Origin of the sequence: Aliirhizobium cellulosilyticum, assembly GCF_014198105.1 — a bacterium.
In the GTDB taxonomy this organism is placed as follows: domain Bacteria; phylum Pseudomonadota; class Alphaproteobacteria; order Rhizobiales; family Rhizobiaceae; genus Neorhizobium; species Neorhizobium cellulosilyticum.
The window spans coordinates 327,657-351,218 of the sequence record NZ_JACIGW010000002.1; the positions used below are offsets into that span (position 1 = coordinate 327,657).

27 protein-coding genes are annotated in these 23,562 nt (G+C 59.1%); 13 read left to right on the forward strand and 14 right to left on the reverse strand.

Annotated features, from left to right (window positions below; all coding sequences use genetic code 11):
• Positions 1–53 precede the first annotated feature (53 nt).
• Positions 54–659, reverse strand: a complete 606-nt coding sequence (locus GGE33_RS10490) for a YqgE/AlgH family protein (RefSeq protein WP_183822946.1) — start codon at positions 657–659, stop codon at positions 54–56.
• 161 nt (positions 660–820) lie between these two features.
• Between GGE33_RS10490 and GGE33_RS10495 the strand changes: the two genes are divergently transcribed.
• Positions 821–1,663, forward strand: coding sequence for a protein-disulfide reductase DsbD domain-containing protein (locus tag GGE33_RS10495; protein WP_183822948.1), 843 nt, complete (start codon positions 821–823; stop codon positions 1,661–1,663).
• A 131-nt stretch (positions 1,664–1,794) separates the two neighbouring features.
• Positions 1,795–2,280: a peroxiredoxin gene (locus tag GGE33_RS10500; protein WP_148144079.1), complete on the forward strand. Its 486-nt coding sequence runs from the start codon at positions 1,795–1,797 to the stop codon at positions 2,278–2,280.
• A 75-nt stretch (positions 2,281–2,355) separates the two neighbouring features.
• On the opposite strand, the gene GGE33_RS10505 is transcribed toward GGE33_RS10500, so the two are convergent.
• The 11 genes from GGE33_RS10505 to coxB all read right to left on the reverse strand — a co-directional run bounded on the left by GGE33_RS10505 (position 2,356) and on the right by coxB (position 12,041).
• Positions 2,356–2,664, reverse strand: coding sequence for a Dabb family protein (locus tag GGE33_RS10505; RefSeq protein ID WP_148144080.1), 309 nt, complete (start codon positions 2,662–2,664; stop codon positions 2,356–2,358).
• A gap of 105 nt (positions 2,665–2,769) precedes the next feature.
• The gene (rnhA, locus tag GGE33_RS10510) at positions 2,770–3,237 is read right to left on the reverse strand and encodes a ribonuclease HI (protein ID WP_183822950.1); all 468 of its coding nucleotides are present in this window, start codon (positions 3,235–3,237) and stop codon (positions 2,770–2,772) included.
• Complete coding sequence (locus GGE33_RS10515) at positions 3,234–4,211, reverse strand: homoserine kinase (protein ID WP_183822952.1); 978 nt, start codon at positions 4,209–4,211, stop codon at positions 3,234–3,236. Before GGE33_RS10515 ends, rnhA begins: the two co-directional genes overlap by 4 nt.
• A 330-nt stretch (positions 4,212–4,541) precedes the next feature.
• On the reverse strand, positions 4,542–5,582 hold the full coding sequence (ispH, locus tag GGE33_RS10520; RefSeq protein WP_183822954.1) for a 4-hydroxy-3-methylbut-2-enyl diphosphate reductase: 1,041 nt from the start codon (positions 5,580–5,582) through the stop codon (positions 4,542–4,544).
• Positions 5,583–5,657: 75 nt separating this feature from the next.
• Positions 5,658–6,437 carry an SURF1 family protein gene (locus GGE33_RS10525; RefSeq protein WP_183822956.1) on the reverse strand — a complete coding sequence of 260 codons (780 nt, stop codon included), beginning with the start codon at positions 6,435–6,437 and terminating at the stop codon, positions 5,658–5,660.
• Positions 6,438–6,664: 227 nt separating this feature from the next.
• A complete protein-coding gene (locus tag GGE33_RS10530) occupies positions 6,665–7,543 on the reverse strand; it encodes a cytochrome c oxidase subunit 3 (RefSeq protein ID WP_183822958.1) in 879 nt (292 codons plus the stop codon).
• Positions 7,544–7,603: 60 nt separating this feature from the next.
• Positions 7,604–8,212 carry a cytochrome c oxidase assembly protein gene (locus GGE33_RS10535; RefSeq protein WP_246435937.1) on the reverse strand — a complete coding sequence of 203 codons (609 nt, stop codon included), beginning with the start codon at positions 8,210–8,212 and terminating at the stop codon, positions 7,604–7,606.
• 39 nt (positions 8,213–8,251) lie between these two features.
• On the reverse strand, positions 8,252–8,392 hold the full coding sequence (locus GGE33_RS10540; RefSeq protein ID WP_162706676.1) for a hypothetical protein: 141 nt from the start codon (positions 8,390–8,392) through the stop codon (positions 8,252–8,254).
• Complete coding sequence (gene cyoE, locus GGE33_RS10545; RefSeq protein WP_183822962.1) at positions 8,389–9,345, reverse strand: heme o synthase; 957 nt, start codon at positions 9,343–9,345, stop codon at positions 8,389–8,391. The genes GGE33_RS10540 and cyoE overlap by 4 nt, the downstream gene beginning before the upstream one ends.
• Positions 9,346–9,405: 60 nt before the next feature.
• Positions 9,406–11,100: a cytochrome c oxidase subunit I gene (ctaD, locus tag GGE33_RS10550; RefSeq protein WP_183822964.1), complete on the reverse strand. Its 1,695-nt coding sequence runs from the start codon at positions 11,098–11,100 to the stop codon at positions 9,406–9,408.
• Between the two features lie 14 nt (positions 11,101–11,114).
• A complete protein-coding gene (gene coxB / locus GGE33_RS10555; RefSeq protein ID WP_183822966.1) occupies positions 11,115–12,041 on the reverse strand; it encodes a cytochrome c oxidase subunit II in 927 nt (308 codons plus the stop codon).
• 380 nt (positions 12,042–12,421) lie between these two features.
• On the opposite strand from coxB, the gene GGE33_RS10560 reads away from it, so the two are divergent.
• The 7 genes from GGE33_RS10560 to GGE33_RS10590 all read left to right on the forward strand — a co-directional run bounded on the left by GGE33_RS10560 (position 12,422) and on the right by GGE33_RS10590 (position 18,608).
• Positions 12,422–13,033 carry an invasion associated locus B family protein gene (locus GGE33_RS10560; protein WP_246435939.1) on the forward strand — a complete coding sequence of 204 codons (612 nt, stop codon included), beginning with the start codon at positions 12,422–12,424 and terminating at the stop codon, positions 13,031–13,033.
• A gap of 34 nt (positions 13,034–13,067) precedes the next feature.
• Positions 13,068–13,565, forward strand: coding sequence for a YcxB family protein (locus tag GGE33_RS10565; RefSeq protein WP_148142815.1), 498 nt, complete (start codon positions 13,068–13,070; stop codon positions 13,563–13,565).
• A 98-nt stretch (positions 13,566–13,663) separates the two neighbouring features.
• Positions 13,664–15,079, forward strand: coding sequence for a metalloprotease TldD (gene tldD / locus GGE33_RS10570; RefSeq protein ID WP_183822968.1), 1,416 nt, complete (start codon positions 13,664–13,666; stop codon positions 15,077–15,079).
• Positions 15,080–15,084: 5 nt separating this feature from the next.
• On the forward strand, positions 15,085–15,573 hold the full coding sequence (locus GGE33_RS10575) for a GNAT family N-acetyltransferase (protein WP_183822970.1): 489 nt from the start codon (positions 15,085–15,087) through the stop codon (positions 15,571–15,573).
• A gap of 415 nt (positions 15,574–15,988) precedes the next feature.
• On the forward strand, positions 15,989–16,615 hold the full coding sequence (locus tag GGE33_RS10580; RefSeq protein ID WP_148142818.1) for a hypothetical protein: 627 nt from the start codon (positions 15,989–15,991) through the stop codon (positions 16,613–16,615).
• 60 nt (positions 16,616–16,675) lie between these two features.
• Positions 16,676–17,467 carry a sulfite exporter TauE/SafE family protein gene (locus GGE33_RS10585; protein ID WP_183822972.1) on the forward strand — a complete coding sequence of 264 codons (792 nt, stop codon included), beginning with the start codon at positions 16,676–16,678 and terminating at the stop codon, positions 17,465–17,467.
• 88 nt (positions 17,468–17,555) lie between these two features.
• Positions 17,556–18,608 carry a polysaccharide deacetylase family protein gene (locus tag GGE33_RS10590; RefSeq protein ID WP_183822974.1) on the forward strand — a complete coding sequence of 351 codons (1,053 nt, stop codon included), beginning with the start codon at positions 17,556–17,558 and terminating at the stop codon, positions 18,606–18,608.
• Positions 18,609–18,666: 58 nt separating this feature from the next.
• Here GGE33_RS10590 and pdxH read toward each other — a convergent pair whose 3' ends face one another.
• Positions 18,667–19,287 (reverse strand): pyridoxamine 5'-phosphate oxidase, encoded by a 621-nt coding sequence (pdxH, locus tag GGE33_RS10595; RefSeq protein WP_148142821.1) that lies wholly within the window; start codon positions 19,285–19,287, stop codon positions 18,667–18,669.
• Positions 19,288–19,351: 64 nt separating this feature from the next.
• Here pdxH and GGE33_RS10600 point away from each other — a divergent pair, with 64 nt between their 5' ends.
• From GGE33_RS10600 to GGE33_RS10615, 4 genes are all read left to right on the forward strand, one after another.
• Complete coding sequence (locus tag GGE33_RS10600) at positions 19,352–19,810, forward strand: RT0821/Lpp0805 family surface protein (RefSeq protein ID WP_183822976.1); 459 nt, start codon at positions 19,352–19,354, stop codon at positions 19,808–19,810.
• Positions 19,811–20,059: 249 nt separating this feature from the next.
• On the forward strand, positions 20,060–21,217 hold the full coding sequence (locus GGE33_RS10605) for a J domain-containing protein (protein ID WP_183822978.1): 1,158 nt from the start codon (positions 20,060–20,062) through the stop codon (positions 21,215–21,217).
• A 148-nt stretch (positions 21,218–21,365) separates the two neighbouring features.
• On the forward strand, positions 21,366–22,184 hold the full coding sequence (gene fabI / locus GGE33_RS10610; protein WP_183822980.1) for an enoyl-ACP reductase FabI: 819 nt from the start codon (positions 21,366–21,368) through the stop codon (positions 22,182–22,184).
• A gap of 14 nt (positions 22,185–22,198) precedes the next feature.
• On the forward strand, positions 22,199–22,816 hold the full coding sequence (locus GGE33_RS10615; RefSeq protein ID WP_183822982.1) for a histidine phosphatase family protein: 618 nt from the start codon (positions 22,199–22,201) through the stop codon (positions 22,814–22,816).
• Positions 22,817–22,868: 52 nt separating this feature from the next.
• On the opposite strand, the gene GGE33_RS10620 is transcribed toward GGE33_RS10615, so the two are convergent.
• Positions 22,869–23,126, reverse strand: a complete 258-nt coding sequence (locus tag GGE33_RS10620) for a DUF1344 domain-containing protein (RefSeq protein WP_148142825.1) — start codon at positions 23,124–23,126, stop codon at positions 22,869–22,871.
• Positions 23,127–23,562 lie beyond the last annotated feature (436 nt).

Consider the following 23,562-nt stretch of genomic DNA (forward strand, 5'->3'; position numbering starts at 1 on the left):
ACGCCTTGCGATAATAGAACTCTGAAGGGTGGATATCGTTCCACCGAAACAGATCAAGCATGTCCTGCTTCGGTCGAAAGCATTTCCGGGCTGACGCCCATAAGGGCAAGCGCGCGTTCGTATTTGGCATCAACGCAAGGATCGAAAATGATGTCATCCTGCGATGCGCAATTGAGCCAGCCGTTGTTGCTGATTTCGGCCTCAAGCTGTCCCGGCCCCCATCCGGCGTAGCCGAGAAGCAGAGTTGCCCGCGTCGGCCCCCGGCCTTCCGCGATCGCCCTTAGAATATCAAGCGTTGCGGTGAGTGAAATCTCGTCACTGACAGGGATCGAGGACTCGCAGGAAAAATCGTCGGAATGCAGAACAAAGCCCCTGCCCGTTTCCACCGGACCGCCGTAAAGAACCGGGAAATAACGCGCCTGTTCCGAAAGAAAGGCGGTGTGAGGTTCCTCAACGATCTTCAGATATTCAAGCACGTTGGGGAATGAGAGTTCCTGCTGCCTGTTGATGATGAAACCCATAGCACCGGTTGGTGAATGAGCGCAGATATAAACAACACTGCGAGCGAAACTACTGTCCTGAACACCGGGCATGGCGATCAGGAACTGGCCGTCGAGAAATCCGCGTTCACGCTTGTCTTTGAGCGCCGTAATTCCCATCGAGCCTCCCGTGTGCCTTTAAAGCGCCGTGTGGCGGCGGCCGCATCGGGCGACCCTTCCAAGGCAACATGGGGCAGTCTACGGGATCATTCAACCGAAAATGATTGGTTTTCATCAGACGTGGCTGGCGAGCATGGGATTGCTGGGATAAATCCGTTCTCATGATCTCGACCGCTTTCACCACCCGCCGCCTTTTCATCGCCATCCCACTTCTGCTCGCCTCTGCCTTCATGCCGGTCTCAGTACAGGCAGAAACGACCGACTGGGTGAGCAATGAGGGCGGGCGCATGAGGATCGTTGCGCTGGCGCCTGATGCGCGCGGCACCGTGCGCGGCGCGCTGCAAATCGAGCCCAAGGCCGGCTGGATCACCTATTGGCGCGAACCGGGCGATGCAGGCATACCGCCGCATATCTCGTTTCCCGAGACATCCGACGTCAGCCTCAGCAAGATCTCCTACCCGGTGCCGCGTCGTTTCGACAATGGTGACGTTCGCGATATCGGTTACGATACGGCTGTCAGCTTTCCCTTCGAGCTTTCGGTGAAGAACCCGAACCAGTCATCCGCAATCACGGCATTTGCCTTTATCGGCATCTGCCGAAACATCTGCATTCCCTTCCAGGCCGAATTCAACCTGGGACTCAAGGCAGATGGCGGCACGTCCTTTGCCGAGGCGATGATCATCAACGATGCGGAAGGCAAGCTGCCGGAACATCCGTCCGACGATTTTGCCGTCACGCATTATTCCGTTTCCGCCGACGGCGACACGCTGCGGCTGCGGCTGCAATTACCCAAAGACGCACCGAAGAAGCCGCAAGTGATCGTCACCGGGCCGGAAGGACATGTGCTGTTCAACGAGACCAAGGGGGAACGGCTTGAGGACAGCTATTCCGTCGACATGCCGGTCGGCAAGCTGCCGAAAGGCTATGACATGAAGGGCAAGCACTGGGGCATTCTCGTGCTTGCCGGCAAGCGCGCCATGGAAACCTCGCTGGCCTTCGAGTGAGCCTTTCCGGGCACCGCATGCCGTGATCGCAAACTGGTCGACAGTTCTCCCTGCCCTCTCTTGTCTTGTCATTCGCCAACTTTATAGTGCCGCGAACGATCGCATGGGCGATCATTGGCAGGAGAGACGACATGACGATCGCAGTGGGCGAAAAGCTTCCGGAAGCAACATTCAAGGAAAAGACGGCAGATGGCCCGGTGGAAGTGACAACCAGCGGTCTTTTCGCCGGGAAGAAGGTCGTGTTGTTTGCCGTACCCGGCGCCTTCACGCCGACCTGCACGCTCAACCATCTGCCCGGTTACATTGAAAACCGCGATGCCATTCTTGCACGCGGCGTCGATGATATCGCTGTCGTTGCCGTCAACGATTGGCATGTGATGGGTGCCTGGGCGCAACAATCCAACGCGCTCGGCAAGATCCACTTTCTCGCCGATTTCGACGCCTCCTTCACCAAGGCCATGGGCCTCGACATCGACCTCTCCGGCGGTGGGCTCGGCGTGCGCTCGAAGCGTTATTCCATGCTGGTCGAGGACGGCGTGGTGAAGTCGCTCAACATCGAGGAAAGCCCCGGCCAGGCCACCGTCTCGGGTGCCGCGGCGATGCTGGAACAGCTTTGATCTAACTGACGGGATTTGTAGAATGACGAAGGGCGCCAGATGGCGCCCTTTGCATTGTGAACTAAATTGGTGTGGCTACGCTGCGAGATCGTAGACGATAAGGCCGGACAGGCCACCATCGGCGGAGGCGACGATACGTTCGGCGACGGCAAGATGATCCGGAGCCGCGAGATAGGTATCACGCGCCTCCGGACTTTCGAATGTCACGATAAAGCCATCGAGAAAGCCACCGCTCAAACCTTCGGACGATATGTTCGGACCGAATTTAACATCAACGATGCCCGAAAGCGTGTTCTGAAGGCCTGCGATCGCCGCGTAGATTTCCTGTTTTTCGGCGTCCTGTACCGACGACTTGAAGCGCAGAAAAACACAGTGAAGGATCATGCGTGGTCTCCCGTTGTCGTGCCCCGATTTGGCCACGATCACCATAGGCGGTGACGCCGCAATGGCAAGTCGGGTCTGATGCGGCTGAGCGACGTCGAAGGCGGGTTATTTTACCAGAAGCGACCGGCCGAGATTGGGTTTCTTGAACGGCTCCATGCCGAGGCGGGCAAGTTCGTCAGCCCGTTCGTTTTCCGGATGGCCGGCATGGCCCTTGACCCAGTGCCACTTGACCTTATGGCGCTGGTTGGCGGCATCGAGCTGCTGCCAGAGTTCGCCATTCTTCACCGGCTTCTTGTCGGCGGTCTTCCAGCCGTTTTTCTTCCAGCCGAAGATCCACTTGGAGATGCCGTCCATCACGTATTTGCTGTCGGTATAGAGATCGACTTCGCAAGCGCTTTTCAATGCGGTGAGCGCGGAGATGGCAGCCAGAAGCTCCATGCGGTTATTGGTGGTTTCCGCCTCGCCGCCGTTCAGTTCCTTGGTGGTTTCACCGTAACGCAGGATAGCGCCCCAGCCGCCGGGGCCGGGATTGCCGGAGCAGGCGCCATCGGTGAAAATCTCGACCTGTTTCATGACGCCACCTCGATTGCCGGTGCATATTCGGCGACCGATGAAATCTGCCGGTGGAAGCGCAGCTTGCGCAGATATTCGAGCGGGTCCTTCTTCACCACCAGCGCGCCTTCCGGCGTCGTCAGCCAGTCATAGAGACGGGTGAGGAAAAAGCGCAGGGCCGAGCCGCGGGCGAGAACCGGCATCGCTTCGCGTTCTTCATCCGAAAGCGGACGCACGGAGCAATAACCTTCCAGCAGGGCCGAACCCTTGGTGACGTTGTAGGAGCCATCCTTCTCGAAGCACCAGGCATTGAGGCAGATCGAGACATCATAGGCGAGCAGGTCGTTACAGGCGAAATAGAAGTCGATCAGGCCGGAAAGCTCGTCGCCCAAAAAGAAGACATTGTCCTGGAAAAGATCGGCATGGATGACGCCTGCGGGCAGGTTTTTCGGCCAATGGGCTTCGAGATAGGCGAGTTCAGCGGTGATTTCCGCTTCAAGGCCCGTCTCGACCTCGTCGGCACGCTCGGCCGACTTTTCCCAAAGGACCTTCCAGCCTTCGAGCGACAGCGCATTCGGCCGCTTGATGTCGAACCCCTCACCGGCAAGATGCATGCCGGCCAGCGCCTTGCCGACTTCACGGCAATGTTTTGCCTCCGGCTTTCTCAGCCACATGCCTTCGAGGAAGGAGATGATCGCTGCCGGACGACCGGAAAGCTCGCCCAGAAGTTCGCCATCACGGCGCGGAAGCGGCAGCGGGCAGGACAGGCCGCGTTCCGACAGATGCTGCATGAGCCCTAGGAAAAACGGCAGGTCCGACTTTTCCACCCGCTTTTCATAAAGCGTCAGGATCAGCGGATCCTTCGTCGTATGCAGCAGGAAGTTGGAGTTCTCGACGCCTTCGGCAATGCCCTTGTAGGAGGTCAGCTCGCCGACGTCATATTGCGCCAGAAAGTGCTTGAGGTCGGTTTCGGTGATGTCGGTATAAACGGCCAAGGCGGTCTCACAGTCGGTCAAGGGGCAGAATCATCTGCCGTCATATTACCCCCCTCTGCCCTGCCGGGCATCTCCCCCACAAGGGGGGAGATCATAAAGAGGCCAACGATCGCTCCCCTATCGCGCTGGAGAGGATGAAGTAGCAGATTAGTCGCCTGCAAGGCTCGAAAGTTCAAGGTCTTGGCAGGACGAAAGCTTCAGGTCGATCTCCCCCCTTGTGGGGGAGATGCCCGGCAGGGCAGAGGGGGTGCAACAAGCGATCACGCTCATTCCGCCACAAGCGGCCCCGGCCCTGCGCTTACGCTCCGGGCGCTCCTCCCTCGAAACGATTCACTGGATCGTTTCGTCGGCTACGCCGACCGGTCGTCGCCCATTCACCCACGCCATATCTTCCACCGTCAGCGGAACACTGCGAAGCTCCCGGTTGACGAGGAAGTTTTCGGTTTCCTCGGCGGTGATCGCCAGCTCGATCTCGGCGGCAAACCGTTCCTTGAAGGCGGCGATGATCTCGTCCACGATGACTTCGGGTGCCGATGCGCCTGCGGAGAGGCCGAGCGTGCGGATATTACCGATTTCGTCCCAGTTCAGTTCGGAGGCGCGCTGAACAAGCAGCGAGCGCTTTGCCCCTGCCCTCAGCGCTACCTCGACGAGGCGCTTGGAGTTGGATGAATTCGGAGCGCCGACGACGATGAAGAGATCGCAGCCGGGGGCGGCTTCCTTCACCGCTTCCTGGCGGTTGGTGGTGGCATAGCAGATACTGTCGGCGGCCGGGGCTGTCAGGTTCGGAAACCGTTCCTGCAGCTTGGCGATGACGCCCGCCGTGTCGTCGACAGACAGGGTCGTCTGGGTGACATAGCCGAGATTGTCGGGATCTTCCGGCATATAGGCTTCGGCATCGGCGATCGTATCGACGAGCGAGACCGTGCCTTCCGGCAATTGCCCCATCGTGCCGATGACTTCCGGATGACCGGCATGGCCGATCAGCACGACATGGCGGCCGAGGCGCTGATGGCGCATGGCCTGCTTGTGAACCTTGGACACCAGCGGGCAGGTCGCATCGAGATAGAAGAGGTTTCGCGACTGCGCATCTTCGGGCACCGATTTCGGTACGCCGTGGGCGGAGAAAACGACCGGCTGCTGGCGATGTTCTTCCGGGATCTCGTTCAGTTCCTCGACAAAGACGGCGCCCTTGGCTTCCAGTCCCTCGACGACATAACGGTTATGGACGATCTCGTGGCGGACGTAGACCGGCGCACCGTATTGTTTCAGCGCCAAAACGACGATCTGGATCGCCCGGTCGACGCCGGCGCAGAAACCGCGCGGACCGCAAAGCCTGATCGAAAGAGCCGGTTTGGTGAGCTGAATGTTCATTCCGCATCCGCTGTTGGAAAACGCCTAAGGCCTCATATAGGCGAGGCAATTGAGGCGCGCCAACAGAAAATGTCGTTATCGACCTTCTCCGGCCGGTGATGATGCGGACTTGCGGCTGCGCCACCACATGCCGAAAACCACGGCCAGCAGTGCTGCGGCGAGACCGTACCATGTCGCGGCATATTGGAGATGGCTGTTGGGAAGGTCGAATTGCGTCACACCGCCCTTCGGCCAGCCGCCGGGATTGATGACGGATGCATCGGCATCGACGAAAAAGGCAATGACGTCGGAGAGCCCGGCACTTGCCGCCATGGCATCGAGGTCTTTCCAATAGAAGATGTTTTTAGCGAGATCATTGTCCGGGACCAGCATGGACGGCTTGCCGGAGAGTTTTGCGCGAGCGTAACCGGTGATCGTCTGTTCGCCGGAAACCTCGCCTTCCGCTCGTGTCGCCGGCTCCTTCATCTCATAGGGCACGAAGCCGCGATTGACGAAGATCTTGCGGCCGTCCGCCAGCGTCAGCGGCGTGTAGACATAAAAGCCGGTGCGACCTTCGAACGTGGCGAAGAAATGCCGCTCCTTTGTGTGGTCGAATATGCCGGAAAGCGCGATGCGGCGGTATTCGATATCGTCGCCGGCTGCAGCTCTCTGCTCGATTTCCGCCAAAGATACCGGTTGGGCTGCGCGGCGCTCGGTAATATCGGCGAGAAGGCCCTCCTTCCAATAGAGCCGCTCTACCTGCCATGTGCCGAGAGCGAGCAGGATGGCGAGTGAGAGGAGGATAAGGGCAGTGGTGAGGATGTTTCTCAATGAGGTTTTCTTGCGTGAGTTGGTCGTGACGACGTTGGTTCTCATCTTGCTACGACCAATCTCAAACAAAGTCACACGCGGAGAACTAGCCCCTCACCCTAACCCTCTCCCCGTAAACGGGGCGAGGGAACGTGCCACGATTGAGGCATAGCGGCCGCGGCTTGCGTCCTTCTCCCCGTCATTACGGGGGTCCGGAGGACGGGACGGGGCAAGCGACCCGTCCCCGGTTGGTGCCGGCAGGCGGATGAGGGGCAGGCCCCCCCCAAAAAACCTCACAGATGCGCCAGCGGTGCGCCCCAGCCGCCCCAGATATAGATCGAGAAGAACAGGAACAGCCAGACGACGTCGACGAAATGCCAGTACCAGGCGGCCGCTTCGAAGCCGAAATGGCGTTCGGGGGTGAAGCCGCCATTGATGGCGCGGATCAGGCAGACGATCAGGAAGATGGTGCCGATCAGCACGTGGAAACCGTGAAAACCGGTGGCCATGAAGAAGGTAGCGCCGTAGATCGAATTGGAGAATTCGAAGGGTGCGTGCGCGTATTCGTAGGCCTGCACGGCGGAGAACAGGATGCCGAGCGCGACCGTCAGCGCAAGGCCGGTGACCAGTCCCTTGCGGTCGTTATGCAGGAGCGCGTGATGCGCCCAGGTTACGCAGGTGCCGGAGAGAAGCAGGATGATCGTGTTGTATAGCGGCAGGTGCCAGGGATCGAGAACCTCGATGCCCTTGGGCGGCCATTGACCGCCGAGCGCTTCGACGCGGGCGGCCTGGATCGCTTCGTTGGGATAGAGGCTCGCATCGAAAAAGGCCCAGAACCAGGCGACAAAAAACATCACTTCGGAGGCGATGAACATGATCATGCCGTAGCGCAGGTGCAGCGATACGACCCGCGTGTGATGGCCTTCATCACCTTCCTTGATCGTGTCCGCCCACCAGCCGATCATCACATAGAGGATGATCGCCAGGCCGATGAAAAACACCCAGGGGGTGGCCCAGTTGAGGCCGAACATGTGGAACTCAGCGCCCTTGAGATAGCGCATGTAACCGACACCACCGAAGGTGATGACGAAGGCGCCGATCGCGGCCAGAAGCGGCCAAGGGCTCGGATCGATGATGTGGTAGTCGTGATTTTTCTGATGCGCGTCTGCCATGTCAAAATCCCCGATAAATGCCTCTCCACCGCCTGCGGAATTTTTTCGCAGGCGCTCCTCTCAAAGCTTATTGTCTGCCTCATTCTTCTTCACCGCTGCGACGGGCTTTGCCGGCTCGCTCGGGTAGAAGGAATAGGACAGGGTAATCGTTCTGATATTCTTCGTTTCCTCCGCCTTGACGATCTCCGGATCGACGTAAAAGACGACGGGCATGGAAACGCTTTCACCCGGCTGCAGCGTCTGCTCGGTGAAGCAGAAGCACTGCACCTTGTTGAAATAGGCACCGGCTTCCATCGGCGTGACGTTGAAGACGGCGGTGCCGGTGGTGGCGACGGCCGAGCGGTTGGTCGCCGTGTATTCGACCTGGATGGTCTCGCCGATCTTCGGCTGCACGGCTTTCGCCGCCTTGAAATCCCAGTTCAGGCCGCTTGATATGTTTGCATCGAAGGTAACCTGAACAGTGCGGTCGAGCACGGTCGACGAATACTGCTCTACCCGCTGGGTTGTGCCGTTATAGCCGGTGATCTGGCAGAAGAGACGGTAGAGCGGAACAGACGCGTAAGCGGCGCCAACCATGCCGAAAACAAATACGGCGCAACCGGCAAAGATCGAGGCGTTGCTGACCCGCTTTGCCTGACCTGAATGACCGCCCTGAATTCCGCCTCCCATGTCGCTCCTCCCTAGCTCCATTTGGCTCCGATACTCAGCCTAGTTCCAGAACCCGCCGACCTTGACGAGCGTGATGATGTAGAAAAGCACGCAAAGCCCCGCGAGAACGAGGCCGAGCGCCACATTGCGGTTTCGTCGCGACTTCTTCTGTGTCTCGCTGAGCTTGACGGTATCGATCACAGAAGCCCTCCGAGGAACTGGCTGAGACCGGCCACCATGTGGTCGAAGATCAGCGCGGAGAAGACCGCGAAGAGATAGAAGATCGAATAGAAGAACAGCTTCTTTGCCGGCAGCATCTTCTCGTCATCCTCGGCCATGCGCAGCACGAGAATGGAATAGCAGATGAAGATGAGGCTCAGAATGCCGGTAAAGACGCCGTAGCCGACGCTGGCAAGACCGGTGACGGTCGGTGCGGCGACGACGGCGGCCATCAGGACCGAATAGACGACCATCTGGATCTTGGTCGAGCGCTGGCCAACGACATTCGGCATCATCGGAATACCGACGGAGCCGTAATCGCGCATCTTGAACAGCGCCAACGCCCAGAAATGCGGCGGGGTCCACATGAAGGTGATCATGAACAGGATGACGCTGTCGAGCGACACGCCACCGGTTACACAGGCCCAGCCCAGCATGGGCGGGAATGCGCCTGCAGCACCGCCGATGACGATGTTCTGCGGCGTCGAGCGTTTCAGCCACATCGTGTAGACGACGGCATAGAAGAAGATGGTGAAGGCGAGCAGGCCGGCGGCAAACCAGTTGACGGCAAGGCCGAGGATGACGACCGAGAAGGCCGAGAGCGTCAGGCCGAAGGCAAGTGCCTCATTAGGGCGGATACGGCCGGCGGGGATCGGGCGTTTTGCGGTGCGCGTCATCACGGCATCGATATCGGCATCGTACCACATGTTGAGCGCGCCGGAGGCGCCGGCACCAACGGCGATGCAGAGGATGGAGATGATCGCCAGAACCGGGTTGATCTCACCGGGCGCGAGAACAAGGCCTGCAAAGGCGGTGAAAACCACCAACGACATGACGCGCGGCTTCAGCAGCGCGAAGAAATCGCGCGCATCGGCTTCGGAAAGGAGCTTTCCTTCCTCTTGCGACATCGCTTGGGTGGAATCGATAACAGTCATTTCAATTCAGATCCTGACGAGATGCCGGGCGCTGCCAAGGCAGCACCCGGATCGGAATTCCTACTTGATGCGGGGAAGCTGTTCCCATTGGTGATAGGGCGGCGGCGACGACAGCTGCCATTCAAGCGTGGTCGCACCCTCGCCCCAGGGGTTATCACCGGCAACCCGCTTCTTGGCGAAGGCTTCCCATACGCCAAAGAGGAAGATGAGTACACCCACGAAGGAGATATACGAACCGACTGAGGAGACGTAGTTCCAGCCGGCGAAAGCATCCGGATAGTCGATATAACGGCGCGGCATGCCGGCAAGGCCGAGGAAGTGCTGCGGGAAGAAAACGAGGTTCACACCGATAAACATGACCCAGAAATGCAGCTTGCCGATCGTCTCGTTATACATGTAGCCGAACATTTTCGGGAACCAGTAGTACCAGGCGGCAAAGATGGCGAAGACCGCGCCGAGCGATAGGACGTAGTGGAAATGGGCCACGACGTAATAGGTGTCGTGAAGCGAGCGGTCGAGGCCGGCATTGGCCAGCTGCACGCCGGTGACGCCGCCAACGGTGAACAGGAAGATGAAGCCGATCGCCCAGATCATCGGTGTCGCAAACGTGATCGAGCCACCCCACATGGTCGCGATCCAGGAGAAGATCTTGATGCCTGTCGGCACCGCGATCACCATCGTGGCGAAAACGAAATAACGCTGCGCATCCAGCGACAGGCCGACCGTGTACATGTGGTGGGCCCAGACGATGAAGCCGACAGCGCCGATCGCCACCATCGCATAGGCCATGCCGAGATAACCGAAAACCGGTTTTTTCGAGAAGGTCGAGACGATGTGGCTGACGATGCCGAAGCCGGGCAGGATGAGGATGTAGACTTCCGGGTGGCCGAAGAACCAGAACAGGTGCTGGTAGAGGATCGGGTCGCCGCCGCCTTCCGGCGAGAAGAATGTGGTGCCGAAGTTACGGTCGGTCAGCGCCATGGTGATGGCACCGGCCAGAACCGGCAGCGACAGAAGCAGAAGGAAGGCGGTTACCAGAACAGACCAGGCAAACAGCGGCATCTTGTGCAGCGTCATGCCCGGCGCGCGCATGTTCAAAATGGTGGTGATGAAGTTGATCGCGCCGAGAATGGACGAGGCACCGGCGACGTGGAGCGAGAAGATCGCGAGATCGACGGCAGGTCCCGGATGGCCGGAGGTCGAAAGCGGCGGATACATGGTCCAGCCGCCGCCCGCGCCATAGGCGCCTGCCGGTCCTTCGACGAACATCGACAAGACAAGAAGAAGGAAGGCCGGGACGATCAGCCAGAAGGAAATGTTGTTGAGGCGCGGAAAAGCCATGTCCGGCGCGCCGATCATGATCGGCACCATCCAGTTGGCAAAACCGCCGATCATCGCCGGCATGACCATGAAGAAGATCATGATCAGCGCGTGGGCGGTGGTGAACACATTGAACATGTGCTTGCCGCCATCGATCGCGGCATCGCCCTCGAAACCATAGACGATAGAGGCGAGGCCGTGGAAAATCTGGATGCCGGGTTCCTGCAGCTCCATGCGCATCGCGACCGACAGAAGGCCGCCGATAATGCCGGCCATGATCGCGAAGATCAGGTAGAGCGTGCCAATATCCTTGTGGTTGGTCGAAAAGAGCCAGCGGGCGGCAAAACCCGGCTTGTGATGATGTTCGCCATGCGCATGTGCGTCGTCATGGGCGGCACGATGGGAATGGTCGTCGTGATGTGTCGTTTCAGCCATTGATCTCGCCTCCCTTACTTGACGTCGTTTGCAGCGACATCGACGCCGACTGCATTTTTGTTGTCCGCAGATGCCAGAAGCGCCTTGTAGGCTCCCGGCAGATCGTTTGCGGCGGCAGCGAGCCAGGCGGTGTATTTGTCTTCAGAGACGACACGGATGGCGATCGGCATATAGGCGTGGTCCTTGCCACAAAGCTCGGAGCACTGCCCGTAATAAAGGCCCTCGCGTTCGGCGCGGAACCAGGTTTCGTTAAGGCGCCCTGGCACGGCATCGATCTTCACGCCGAAAGCCGGCATGGCGAAAGCATGGATGACATCGGTCGGAGCGGCTGTCACGAGAAGGCGTACCGTCTTGCCTACGGGAATGATCATCTCGTTGTCGACGGCAAGAAGGCGCGGATAAACGGATATGTCCGTCTTGCCGGCCGCGGCGCGATCGGGTTCTTTCAACAGGTAGCTGTCGAAAGCGACAGGCGACGCCCCTTCCCCTTGGCCGGATCCCTCATATTCGTAATTCCACTGCCACTGGGTGGCGGTGGCCTTCACCGTCATGTCGGTTTCGGGAATTTCCAGCTGGGCGTTCAGAAGATTGAAGGACGGGATGGCCAGCATGAAGAGAATCAGGACCGGCGCCACCGTCCAGACGATCTCGATCGTCGTGTTATGGCTGGTGCGCGATGGCGTCGGGTTCTTGTCGGCGCGGAATTTCACGGCGACGATGATCAACAGTGCCAGAACGAAAAGCGTGACCGGAACGATGAACCAGAGCGTGTACTTCTCGAACCAGCTTATCTGGTGCATGATTTCGGTTGCCGGCGCCTGAAGCCCCATCTGCCAGGGATGCGGCTGGTCCGCATGCGCCACCGAGGCGCTTACCAGCCCCGCAATCGGGGCGGTGATAAGACAGATGATCGCCATCATCATCGCATAAGCCCTGTTCATCACAAACTTTCTCCCCACGCATGTGATCCAGATCAACTCTTACGCAGTCTCCAAGCTATAGCTTGGTTCAACCATAGTTTGCTTATATCCGCAACGTCTTGCGACAAATGCCCCTGCGGCATTTTGCGCATTGCAGACGCGCGACATCCTCTGGTTGATTTCCCTCCGTAATAGACCACACCTCCCTCCACAGAGTCGCAGCCTGAAATGAAGATATGCTCTTTCGGCTGACAAATTCCACCAGATTTTGAAGCCGGCGACGCCCTTGTGACTTGAACAGGGTCCTACTTTCGCCGTACTCCGCTGAAAACTCGGCAAGGCTTTCCAATTCGCACCGCGAAAGACAGGATAAGCCGCATTGATTCGAACCAGAGGTTTCCATGGGTCGTCCCTCCCTCATCGGCGCAAGCCTTATTGCCCTCCTGACGCTGGGCACGGTCTCCACCGCATTCGCACAGCCGGCACAGACGCCGCCGGTGCCGAGTGCCGCACCGAAAGGTCCCGCCCCGAGCGCGCAGGCTCCGGCACCCGCCCCCACGCCTGGCCCTTCCGGACAGCAGCCCGGGAATGTGAAGGAAAGCCATGGCGCATGGTCGGTGATCTGCGACCGCCCTGCCGGCGCTTCCGCCGAGCAATGCGCGCTGATGCAGAACGTCATTGCCGAGGACCGGCCGGAAGTGGGGCTTTCGGTCGTCGTGCTCAAGACCGCCGATCGCAAGGCGCGTATCCTGCGCATCCTCGCACCGCTCGGCGTTCTCTTGAAGGACGGGATGGAGCTTTACGTCGATAACAACAATATCGGCCGCGCCTATTTCACCCGCTGCTTCTCGGAAGGCTGCTATGTGGAAGTGGAAATCGACGAGGAACTGATGCGTATCCTGCGCGCCGGCAAGAATGCCGTCTTCGCGCTGCGCGAATCTTCCGATCAGGACCGCGTCGGCATTCCCGTCGAACTCAACGGTTTTGGCCCCGGCTACGACGCACTTCCCTGATCATCGGATAGCTGCGTCGAAGGGCAGGAAGACCATGGGCCTTGCAGGCAGCCACCGTTTCACCGTTCGCTATGATGACGATATCGTGCGCGATGCGATCCGCGCCTTCGTCTGGCGCCGTGCCGTGGTCGAACAGAAGATGATGTGGGTCATCTCGGTTCTGATGTTGAGCTTTTCCATCTATTTCATTATCTCGGGCGACAACAATATTTTCGCCGGCGTCATGCTTGTCCTCGCCTTGGCGCCGGTCATCTTCGTCGCCGTGATCTGGCGCGCCCACAAGGTCAACACCTTCGGTCGCTACAAGCGCATGGGCGATCCGAAGGCCGAGATTACCGTCGATGCCGATGGAATCGACATCGTGTCCGATCTCGGCAGCGGCAAGTTGACGTGGCGAAGCATTACCGAAGTCTGGGAGCGTCCGCGGGCCTTCATGGTCTTCAGCGGTGACGGCCAGTTCAACACGCTGCCTCGCGAAACCATGCCTGATGCGGTTCAAGCCTATCTGCGAACCAGGCCGACCCAAGGATAGGCTTGCTTCGGCTCCGTGCCGGACCTACATCGGATGAAAAGGCGGTTTGCCGCCACAGCCTGCCGCGCCGAGGCGGGTCCTGCCCAAGGAGTATTTCCATGAACACCGATCTCTTGAGCCTGTTCGACACGGACGAAGCGAAGCTGCGGGCGATTGTCGCAAAAGCGCTTTCCGGCGCGGATGACGGCGAGCTTTTCGTCGAACACGCCCAGGCGGAATCGCTGACCTTCGACAACGGACGGCTGAAGGGTGGCTCATTCAATACCGACCAGGGTTTTGGCCTGCGTTCGGTTGCGGGTGAGGCGGTCGGTTACGCCCATGCGGGCGACCTGAGCGCCGCAGCGCTGGAACGCGCCTCGGATGCCGTTCGCGCGGTAACCGCCGGTTATTCCGGTTCCTATGCGAGCGCCCCGCAGCGGACCAACAAGAAATATTACGGCGACGAGAACCCGATCGGCTCCCCGAGCTTCGAGGCGAAGGCCAAGCTTTTGACCGATATCGACGCCTATCTGCGCAACAAGGACGAAAAGGTTCGCCAGGTCACCGCGACGATATCCGCCAGCTGGCAGGTGGTCGATATTTTGCGTGCGGACGGGCACCGGGTGCAGGACATCCGTCCGATGACGCGCATCAATATTTCCGTCGTCGTGGGAAGCGGCGACCGGCAGGAGAGCGGTTCGTTTGGCACCGGTGGCCGCATCGGCTTCGGCGATTTCGTCGCCGAAGGCAATTGGCAGGTTGGCGCTGATGAGGCGCTGCGCCAGGCGCTGGTCAATCTCGAGGCGATCGAGGCGCCGGCCGGCACGATGGATGTGGTGCTTTCCTCCGGCTGGCCGGGCGTGATGCTGCACGAGGCGGTCGGTCACGGGCTGGAAGGCGATTTCAACCGCAAGAAAACCTCTGCCTTTGCCGGGCTTCTGGGCGAGATGGTCGCCGCTCCGGGCGTCACCGTCGTCGACGACGGCACGATCGACAATCGCCGCGGCTCGATCACTATCGACGACGAAGGCACGCCGTCGGCCTATAACGTGCTGATCGAGAACGGAAAGCTCGTCGGTTATATGCAGGACCGGCAGAATGCCCGGCTGATGGGCATGAAGCCGACCGGCAACGGCCGCCGACAGGGCTATTCTTCAGTACCGATGCCGCGGATGACTAACACCTACATGCTTGGCGGCGACAAGACGCCGGAAGAGATCATCGCGTCCGTCAAGAAGGGTGTCTATGCCGTCTCCTTCGGCGGTGGTCAGGTGGATATCACCTCGGGCAAATTCGTCTTCGGCTGCACCGAGGCCTATCTCATTGAAAACGGCAAGGTCGGCCCGGCGATCAAGGGCGCGATGCTGATCGGCAACGGCCCGGATGCGATGAAGCGCGTGTCGATGGTCGGTAACGACATGAAGCTCGATACCGGCATCGGCAATTGCGGCAAGGCCGGTCAATGGGTTCCGGTCGGCGTCGGCCAGCCACATCTCAGGATGGATCAGGTCACCGTCGGCGGCACGAAGGCGTAAAAAGGATGAGCGACATCGTGATCCGCGCCTTCCGGGCAGGCGACGAACAGGGCGTGATCGGTGTCATCCTGCCGATCCAGCGCGAGGAGTTCGGTGTCGCGATCACCGCGGCGGATCAGCCGGATCTCGCCGCCATTGCGGATTTCTATCAGACGGCCAAGAGCGGGTTCTGGGTCGCCGAAAAGGACGGAAAGATCGTCGGCACGATTTCCCTGAAGGATATCGGCAATGACGAGGCCGCGTTGCGCAAGATGTTCGTCGCCGCCGAGGTTCGTGGCAAGGAGTTCGGCGTGGCTGCGAGATTGCTCGACGCGCTTATGGCGCATGCAGCGGCTGTCGGGCTGAAGACGATCCTGCTCGGCACCACCGACAAGTTTCTCGCTGCCCACCGTTTCTACGAGAAGAACGGCTTCTCCGAGATCGTCGCCGACGAGCTGCCGGCAAGCTTTCCGCGGATGGCGGTGGATACGAAGTTCTATCGACGGACGGTTTGACGGCGTCAAACTTCCGAGTTGCTGAAGTAGACCTGTGCAGTATGGTCGCGACATGACTACACAACCTTGTCCAGTCTATCTTTTCAGAAGCCAGGGGTTCGCACCCGCCGGGGATACCGTAGTGTGTGTCGCGCCCGCTGAATGCGTCATCGCTGTTTATGGTGGTGAAGGACCATTCGGCACGGAGGGTCTTTCCTCGGCCTTCGGTGGAGCCGTCGTCTTCCGAAATGACGAAACGGGGTGCCATTTCCTAGGCGTTTGGGGGAGGCGCTATGCATCGCGCTTTCGCAGCGACCTGCGCCGCAACATGCCGATTTCAATCTGCCAAGAAGCGCCCGATGCGCGACAGATCATGTGGCACGCAGCAGACAGACGACCCAGCAAAATCAGGCACACATCCCCAGATCAGAAAGTGATGCGTGCTGAGACATTCGTGTTAAAATTCCTGTCGCCGCAAACGGGATGCTCGATCCACGAAATGCGCTTTGAAGCCAACCCGGCGATCGTTGCATCCATTCTGGTTACGGAATTCGCAGATCTGGCAACACACTCCTTCTATCCCGACAAGGAGGAATTGTTCGCGCTTGCCTCGGCAGCCGATCTCCTGCTGCCCGAATGGGACGGCGAGATCATGCTGACACGGCCGCATCGGATCGACGAGGCTAGCTATCTGGTCCATACGAATTTCGAACTGCCGCTGATGCTGGAGGGACGTAAGCCGTTTGCCATTCTTGATGGCGAAGAAGGGGTTGAATGGTTCGAAAACGTTCGCAACCTTTTTCGGCCGCATGTCGAAAGCGGCGCGTTCGTCGAGAGCGTCAAGGCTGTGCGGGGTGGCGGCCAAACATTTCTGACCGTCTATTACGCCCTGCCCGGTGAAGAATGGCGCTTCAAGGCCTATGACGACCTGATGAACGGCCCGAGGCCGTGGACGGAAGAGATGGAACGGCGACAGGGGTATCTGCTCGGCTATACACAAGAGGAATGCGACTGGTGGATCGCAAACGATTTTCGTCACCCCTCCCCGACTACCCCTTATTGACAGATCGTACGAAACCGCAGCAGGTGATCGGCTTTCTTCACCTCACAAACACCGCATGTCATGACTTCCCTCAATCCTATCTCCGCTTTTCTCGCGACATGGCTTCCGGGCCACTCGATCGGCGAACTTGCCTTCGTGCTTCTTGCCGCCGTTGTTGCAGGCCTTGCGCGCGGCTTTTCCGGCTTTGGCGGGGCGCTGATATTCATACCGCTCGCCGGAGCGGCGACGAGCCCGCAGATCGCGTCGGGACTGCTCCTTGTCATCGATTGGGTAATGACGCTCGGCATGCTGCCGGAAGGATGGCGCAGGGCGAACCGCCGCGATGTCTTCACCATGCTGGCCGGCGCCATCATCGGCGTTCCGGCTGGCGCGGCAATGCTTTCGCTGATGCCGTCGGTGACGCTGCGCTGGATCATTTCCGCTGTCGTCGTCTGCCTGCTGGTTTTCCTGATCTCGGGCTGGCGTTATCATGGCCGGCCGAAAACCTGGCTGACGGTCGGCGTCGGCGCGATTGCCGGCCTTTTCGGCGGCGCGGCCCAGATGTCCGGCCCCCCGATCGTCGCCTATTGGCTCGGTGGAGCGATCGAACGTAATGTCGTGCGCGCCAACCTCATTCTCTACTTCGCGCTGGCCAGCGTGCTTTCGGCCACGTCCTATATCATCGGTGGCATCCTGACGCTGCAAGTCCTGCTGATCGCGCTTGCTGCAGGGCCGGCTTACGGCATCGGGCTTTTTTTCGGTTCACGGATGTTCGGTATCGCCAGTGAGACCACGTTCCGGCGGATCTGCTTCACACTTATCGGAGCCGCCGCCGTCATCGGGCTTCCGCTTCTCGACGGATTACGGCCGTAAGCGTGCCATCGTTCAGCAAGGCTTAATGGGTCGGCACTAGCCTGTCCCGTATCGGGCATGGCTGCCCCGGGGGCTAATTGCGGACACGATGAAGGACAAGGCAAAAGCGATCTGGCGTCGCAACGTCAAGCGCTGGCTGATCGGTGCCGGGCTGGAAGCTTCGGCGCTGATGGCAGGGGGCGGCCTGTTGACGTCGGCTCGCGGCTCGGGCGTCATCTTCACGCTGCATCATGTAAGGCCGGAATCCGCATCGGTCATCGGGCCTAACCGGCATCTGGAAATCACGCCGGAATTCCTCGATGCCGCGATCGTTCGGCTGAAATCACTCGGCTACGATTTCATAGCACTTTCGGATTTACCGGAACGGCTGGCTGTCCCTTCGACCAAGCCGTTTGCAGCCTTCACGCTTGATGACGGGTACCGCAACAATGCGGAACACGCGCTGCCCGTTTTCGCCCGGCATGGCGTGCCCTTCACCGTCTTCATCGCACAAGGGCTTGCCGAACACAGGCAACCGCTCTGGTGGGAGATCATGGGCCGACTTCTGCGTGAGCAGGATCGCATCAGCTTCGATTTCGGGCGTGGCGTTGAAACGGTGGACTTGAAGACGCCGGTACAGCAACTCGACACGTCTTTCCGCTTTGCCAGCTATGTCTGGGCTCGCAAAGAGGCCGAAGCCGTCGCAGACCTCTGTCTCCTGGCGGAACGATACGGCATCGATCCCCTTGCCACTACCCGCGAACTCATCATGGGGCCACAGGAACTGCGAGACTTCGCGGCGCATCCGCTCGTTTCGCTGGGCGCTCACACCGTGACGCATCGCAAGCTCAGCCGACTTGGCGCGGAAGAAGCCCTGAGAGAGATGCGCAAATCGGCAGAATGGCTGACGGAACTCACGGGCGAGCGACCAACAGCAATTGCATATCCCTATGGAAGCCGGGACGCGATCGGACCGAGGGAATTCCAATCCGCCCGCGATCTCGGTTTTGTGATCGGCCTTACCACACAACCTGGAATGCTCACCGCCGCCGACCTGGCCCGGCCGACCGCCCTGCCGCGCGTCTCACTGAATGGCTATTACCAGAAGGCGCGTTACGTTTCCGCACTCGCCTCCGGCATTCCCTTCGCGCTGAAGCGCTAGAGGTTTTGTTCTACGCAATTCCGAACGCAAAACCGGTTCGCGCTTTTGCTGGAATTGCTCACGGGTACATCCGCACCTTGTTCCAGTTGCCGGACGGATCGTCGCGACGGAACTCGACACGGTCATGCAGGCGGAACTGGCGGTCGTGCCAGAATTCTATCGATGTCGGCCGGATACGGAAGCCGGACCAGTAGGACGGCCGCGGGATTTCGCCGATTGCATAACGCGCCGCATATTCCGCGACTGACTTCTCCAGGGCAAAACGTCCTTCGAGCGGACGCGACTGTTTCGATGCCCAGGCGCCGATGCGGCTGCCGCGCGGGCGGGATGCATAATAGGCGTCGGCCTCAGCATCAGTCACGACTTCTACCGGGCCACGGATGCGCACCTGCCGGCGCAGCGATTTCCAGTGGAAACACATGGCCGCCTTCTTCTGGCCTAGGATTTCCTGGCCCTTCTGGCTCTCAAAATTGGTATAGAAAACGAACCCGTGCTCGTCGAAACCTTTGAGCAGCACCATGCGCACATTCGGAAGGCCATGTTCATCTACTGTTGCAACCGCAACGGCGTTTGGATCGTTAGGCTCAGAAGCTTCCGCATCCTTCAACCAGCGGGCGAAAAGGGTAAATGGTTCAGATTCTTCGGTGAAGTCACCGGTTGTTAACTCACTTCCAGACATATTGACTTAAATACTCCCAATCTGCTCGAACATGCCCGAGACGAAGCGCCGGACAGGATATTAGGTGTCAGTGATAGCAAAGTGGACCGAAATGACAAAGTGCCTGGGCCGCAAGAGCGGCGCTGCAATTTGCCTCGCCACGCTGACACTGTCGCTTGCGGGATGTACGAGTAGTCTGGATCTGTTTGGCGGATCGAGCAAGGTCGATCGATCGCTTGCGACGGGAACCGTTGCCGGCAAGCCCCAATCCGAGACAAGCCTTTCCGACGAAGCGACTGTGCGCAATGCCGTCACTTCGGCCGATCTCGTGAAAATGGGCAACACTCCCCTTCCCTGGGCCAATGCCGCGACCGGCAGTGCCGGCGTGGTTTCCGTCATTCAGGAAGACAACGCCCAGGGTCGCGTCTGCCGCGCCTTCAAGACAACGCGTCATTCCTATGAAGGGATCGCCGTTTTTGCTGGCCAGACCTGCATGACCGGAAGCGGCGACTGGATGCTGACGGCCTTCGACAGGCAAGGCTGAGCCAAATTGTCACCCTTGGCCTAATTGTTTCCAAACCACACACCGCGTTAACTGATCCTTCACCATGCCTCAGCTGTGAAGCCGCGCTGTAACCACTGATTCAGGACTGCGCCTCTACTCTCTCAATCCGAGAAAATCGGAGCAGCGAGCAGTGCATGATGGCCCTGTGTTGCCCGTGTTTAAGTTTATTATCGGCAGGTTCGCGATTATGCCGGATCTGCCGCCAAAAGCGTAACCGGTGGTCTCACGATGCGTGATCCCTATTCCATCCTCGGCGTCAGACGGAACGCCGATGCAGACGAAATCAAGGCGGCCTGGCGGACGAAGGCCAAGACGATTCATCCCGATCACAATCGCGACGATCCGAGTGCAACGGACCGGTTCGCGGAGATCGGGCAGGCCTATGAATTGCTCAAGGATCCGGAGCGGCGCCGGCGTTATGACCGTGCAGCCGACATGCACCAGACGATCATGCAGCAGCGCGATGCGGCAGAGCGCGCCAAGGCTGCGCGCGCCAATGCGGAAAAGGTGATGGAGGAGCTGGCAAAGGCCCAGGCTGCCCGAGCCCAGTCCGATGCTACCAAGGCCGACGCCACCAAGGCCGAACCGAAGGCCGATGCGGCAAAGGCGAAAGCCCAGGGTGCGGCAAGCGGACAAGCCAAGCAGCAGACGGGCAAGAAGCCGAGCGAAAGCCCGGAAGAAACCATCGAACGCATTTTCGGCGGCAGCCCCGAGGCACGCGAGCGCGCCAAGGAACATGCCGACACGTCGGAGACAAAGGTCGAAGAAACGAGCCCGAAGGATGCGCCGGGGCCGGAAGTCCGCTCCCCGCTGCCGATGATGGCAGTCGACCTCATCGCCAATCTGGTCAAACGTATCCGCGGCACAGCGCCAACACCGGAAAAGGCGCCGGATCTTCTGGTCGAGGCAAAGGTGACGGTGGCCGAACTGCTGGCGCTGAAACCGGTTACGATCAAGCTCTCGGACGACCGGGAAGTTCGCGTTCCGATCGAGCGGGGCACCACCGACGGACATCAGGTAAGGCTTACGGGCCAAGGCCTGAAACTGCCCAACATGAAACAGGGCGATCTTGTCGTGACGCTGAATGCGGCCCGCGACGACATCTATATCGTCAGGGATTTCAACCTTCATATCGTGCTGCCCATCTCGCTGCAGGATGCCGTCCTCGGCGGTGAGGCGCAGGTGGAGACACCAGCGGGCCGGCGGACGGTGGAAATTCCCAGCTGGTCCGGATCCGACCGCACGATCACGATCGAAGGGCTCGGCCTTCATGACGCTGCAGGACGCGGCGATCTGGTGGTCGAACTGAGGATCGTGCTTCTGGAAACGCCGGACGCCAAGGTCACCGACCTGATGCGACTGATGCGCGATGGGCTGTATCTGTGAGACGGAAAGCGTGACAAAGGGATGACATCATCCCCAGGCACGCATCTATTTCAGGCCATCTTTACGGTTGATGATTTGACGCATGCTTGAACCCTGATGCGGCCTATGCCATAGGCAACATTCATTTTTTCGTGTCAGGGATTACACAATGGTTCAGGCATCCGGCCTTATGGCAGGCAAGCGCGGGCTCATCATGGGCGTTGCGAACAATCGCTCGATTGCATGGGGCATTGCCAAGGCCATCGTCGACAATGGCGGCGAAGTGGCCTTCACCTATCAGGGCGATGCGCTGAAGAAGCGGGTCGAACCGCTGGCGGCCGAACTCGGCGCCTTCATGGCCGGCCACTGTGATGTCAGCGACGAAGCGACGATCGACGAGGTCTTCGCCAATCTCGAAAACCACTGGGGCAAGATCGATTTCATCGTGCACGCCATCGGCTTTTCCGACAAGGACGAGCTGACCGGTCGTTATGTCGACACCTCTGCCGACAATTTTGCCAAGACGATGCAGATCTCGGTCTATTCTTTCACGTCCGTCGCACGCCGGGCCGAAAAGCTGATGACCGATGGCGGCTCGATGCTGACGCTGACCTATTACGGTGCGGAAAAGGTCATGCCGAACTACAACGTCATGGGCGTTGCAAAGGCGGCTCTCGAGGCCAGCGTCAAATATCTGGCGGTCGACCTCGGCCCGAAGAACATCCGCGTCAACGCGATCTCGGCCGGTCCGATCAAGACACTTGCCGCATCCGGCATCGGTGACTTCCGCTACATCTTGAAATGGAACGAGTACAATGCGCCGCTGCGCCGTACCGTCACCATCGAAGATGTCGGCGATGTCGGCCTTTACATGCTTTCCGACCTCTCCCGTTCTGTGACCGGCGAAGTGCATCACGCCGACAGCGGTTATCACGCTATCGGCATGAAGGCGGTCGACGCTCCGGACATTTCGGTCATCAAGGACTAACGAGGAACGATCCCGTGCTTGTCTATGTGATCCGCCACGGCCAGACGGACTGGAATGCCGAAGGTCGTCTTCAGGGACAAAAGGATATCCCGATCAATGCGATCGGGCGTGGACAGGCTACCCGTAACGGTGAAACGCTGCGCGAACTCGTCGGCTCAGCCGACGGGTTCGATTTCGTTGCAAGCCCCCTTTGGCGTACAAGGGAGACAATGGAGCGCATACGGACAGCCATGGGATTGGACCCGGCGGGCTACCGTACAGATGAACTCCTGAAAGAGCTTTCTTTCGGTGACTGGGAAGGGTCTACCACCGCCGAGATAAAGAAGACTGCTCCGGAGCGACTGCGGGAACGTTCAAAAAACAAGTGGAGCTTCATTCCACCGGGCGAAGATGCCGAGAGCTATGAAATCCTTTCCTGGCGTATAGGCGCATGGCTCGCGTCGCTGAAGGGACCGACGATTTCCGTCAGCCACGGCGGAGTGCTTCGCTCGCTTTTCCGCATTATCGGCAATGTCGATGAAGATGAAGCCGCCAACATGCCGATCCATCAGGACCGTATCGTCAGGATCGAGTTGAGTGAGGGCGACGCGGGTGACGGAACGGTTGCCAAAGGTTCGATCGCCTGGATTTAAGCTGAACGGGCGTCAAACACGTCGAAAGCACCCGCATTCTCTCACTCTGATATCAAACGATTTCCAGATCGTCGACAATACGGCTGCCGTCTACCATGGTATAGAAGACCAGAACCTTGACGCCTGCCTTCAATCCTTCGAAGTTGAACTCTTCCGGAACCTTGTAGGTCTTGCCGTCGTCAAGCGTCAGGCTCAGCGCATTGACGTCCACCTTCCTGATTGTCGCCTCGATATCCGCGCTCTGAGCAAAGCTGTTGAGCGGCGAGAAGATACTTGCGGTGGCGAGCAGGGTGGCGATGAGCATGCGCATCTTGGAGGCCTTTGATGAGGTCCGTGTGTTTCGTTTCGAAGCAAAGATAGCCCTCAGAATGTGGCAAAAGTTGCTCTTGATCATGACATTTCGCGCGTGAAACGAGGCATTATTATTAACAAAAATATAACAAATACCTTTTTTCGACTTTCCCCAGGAGATTCAAAACATCAAAATCAAGTATTGATTAAACATAATTCCTCGTTCACAGCACCCTGTATCGCGAAATGATAAATTAACACCCCGCCAATACACTATTTCTCGGTCATCCCGGGTTAGAGAAGGGCATTCAGCAGGTGAAATTCAGGCCGCCACACTATTTAAACTGGCACAATATAATTGCCTCGAATCCAATTTCCCTGCTTGCGGCACTAACAATTTCGCTTTGCATATTTGCGATTGCACTAGGTCTTGATCGGCGCAATACCGAATTCGG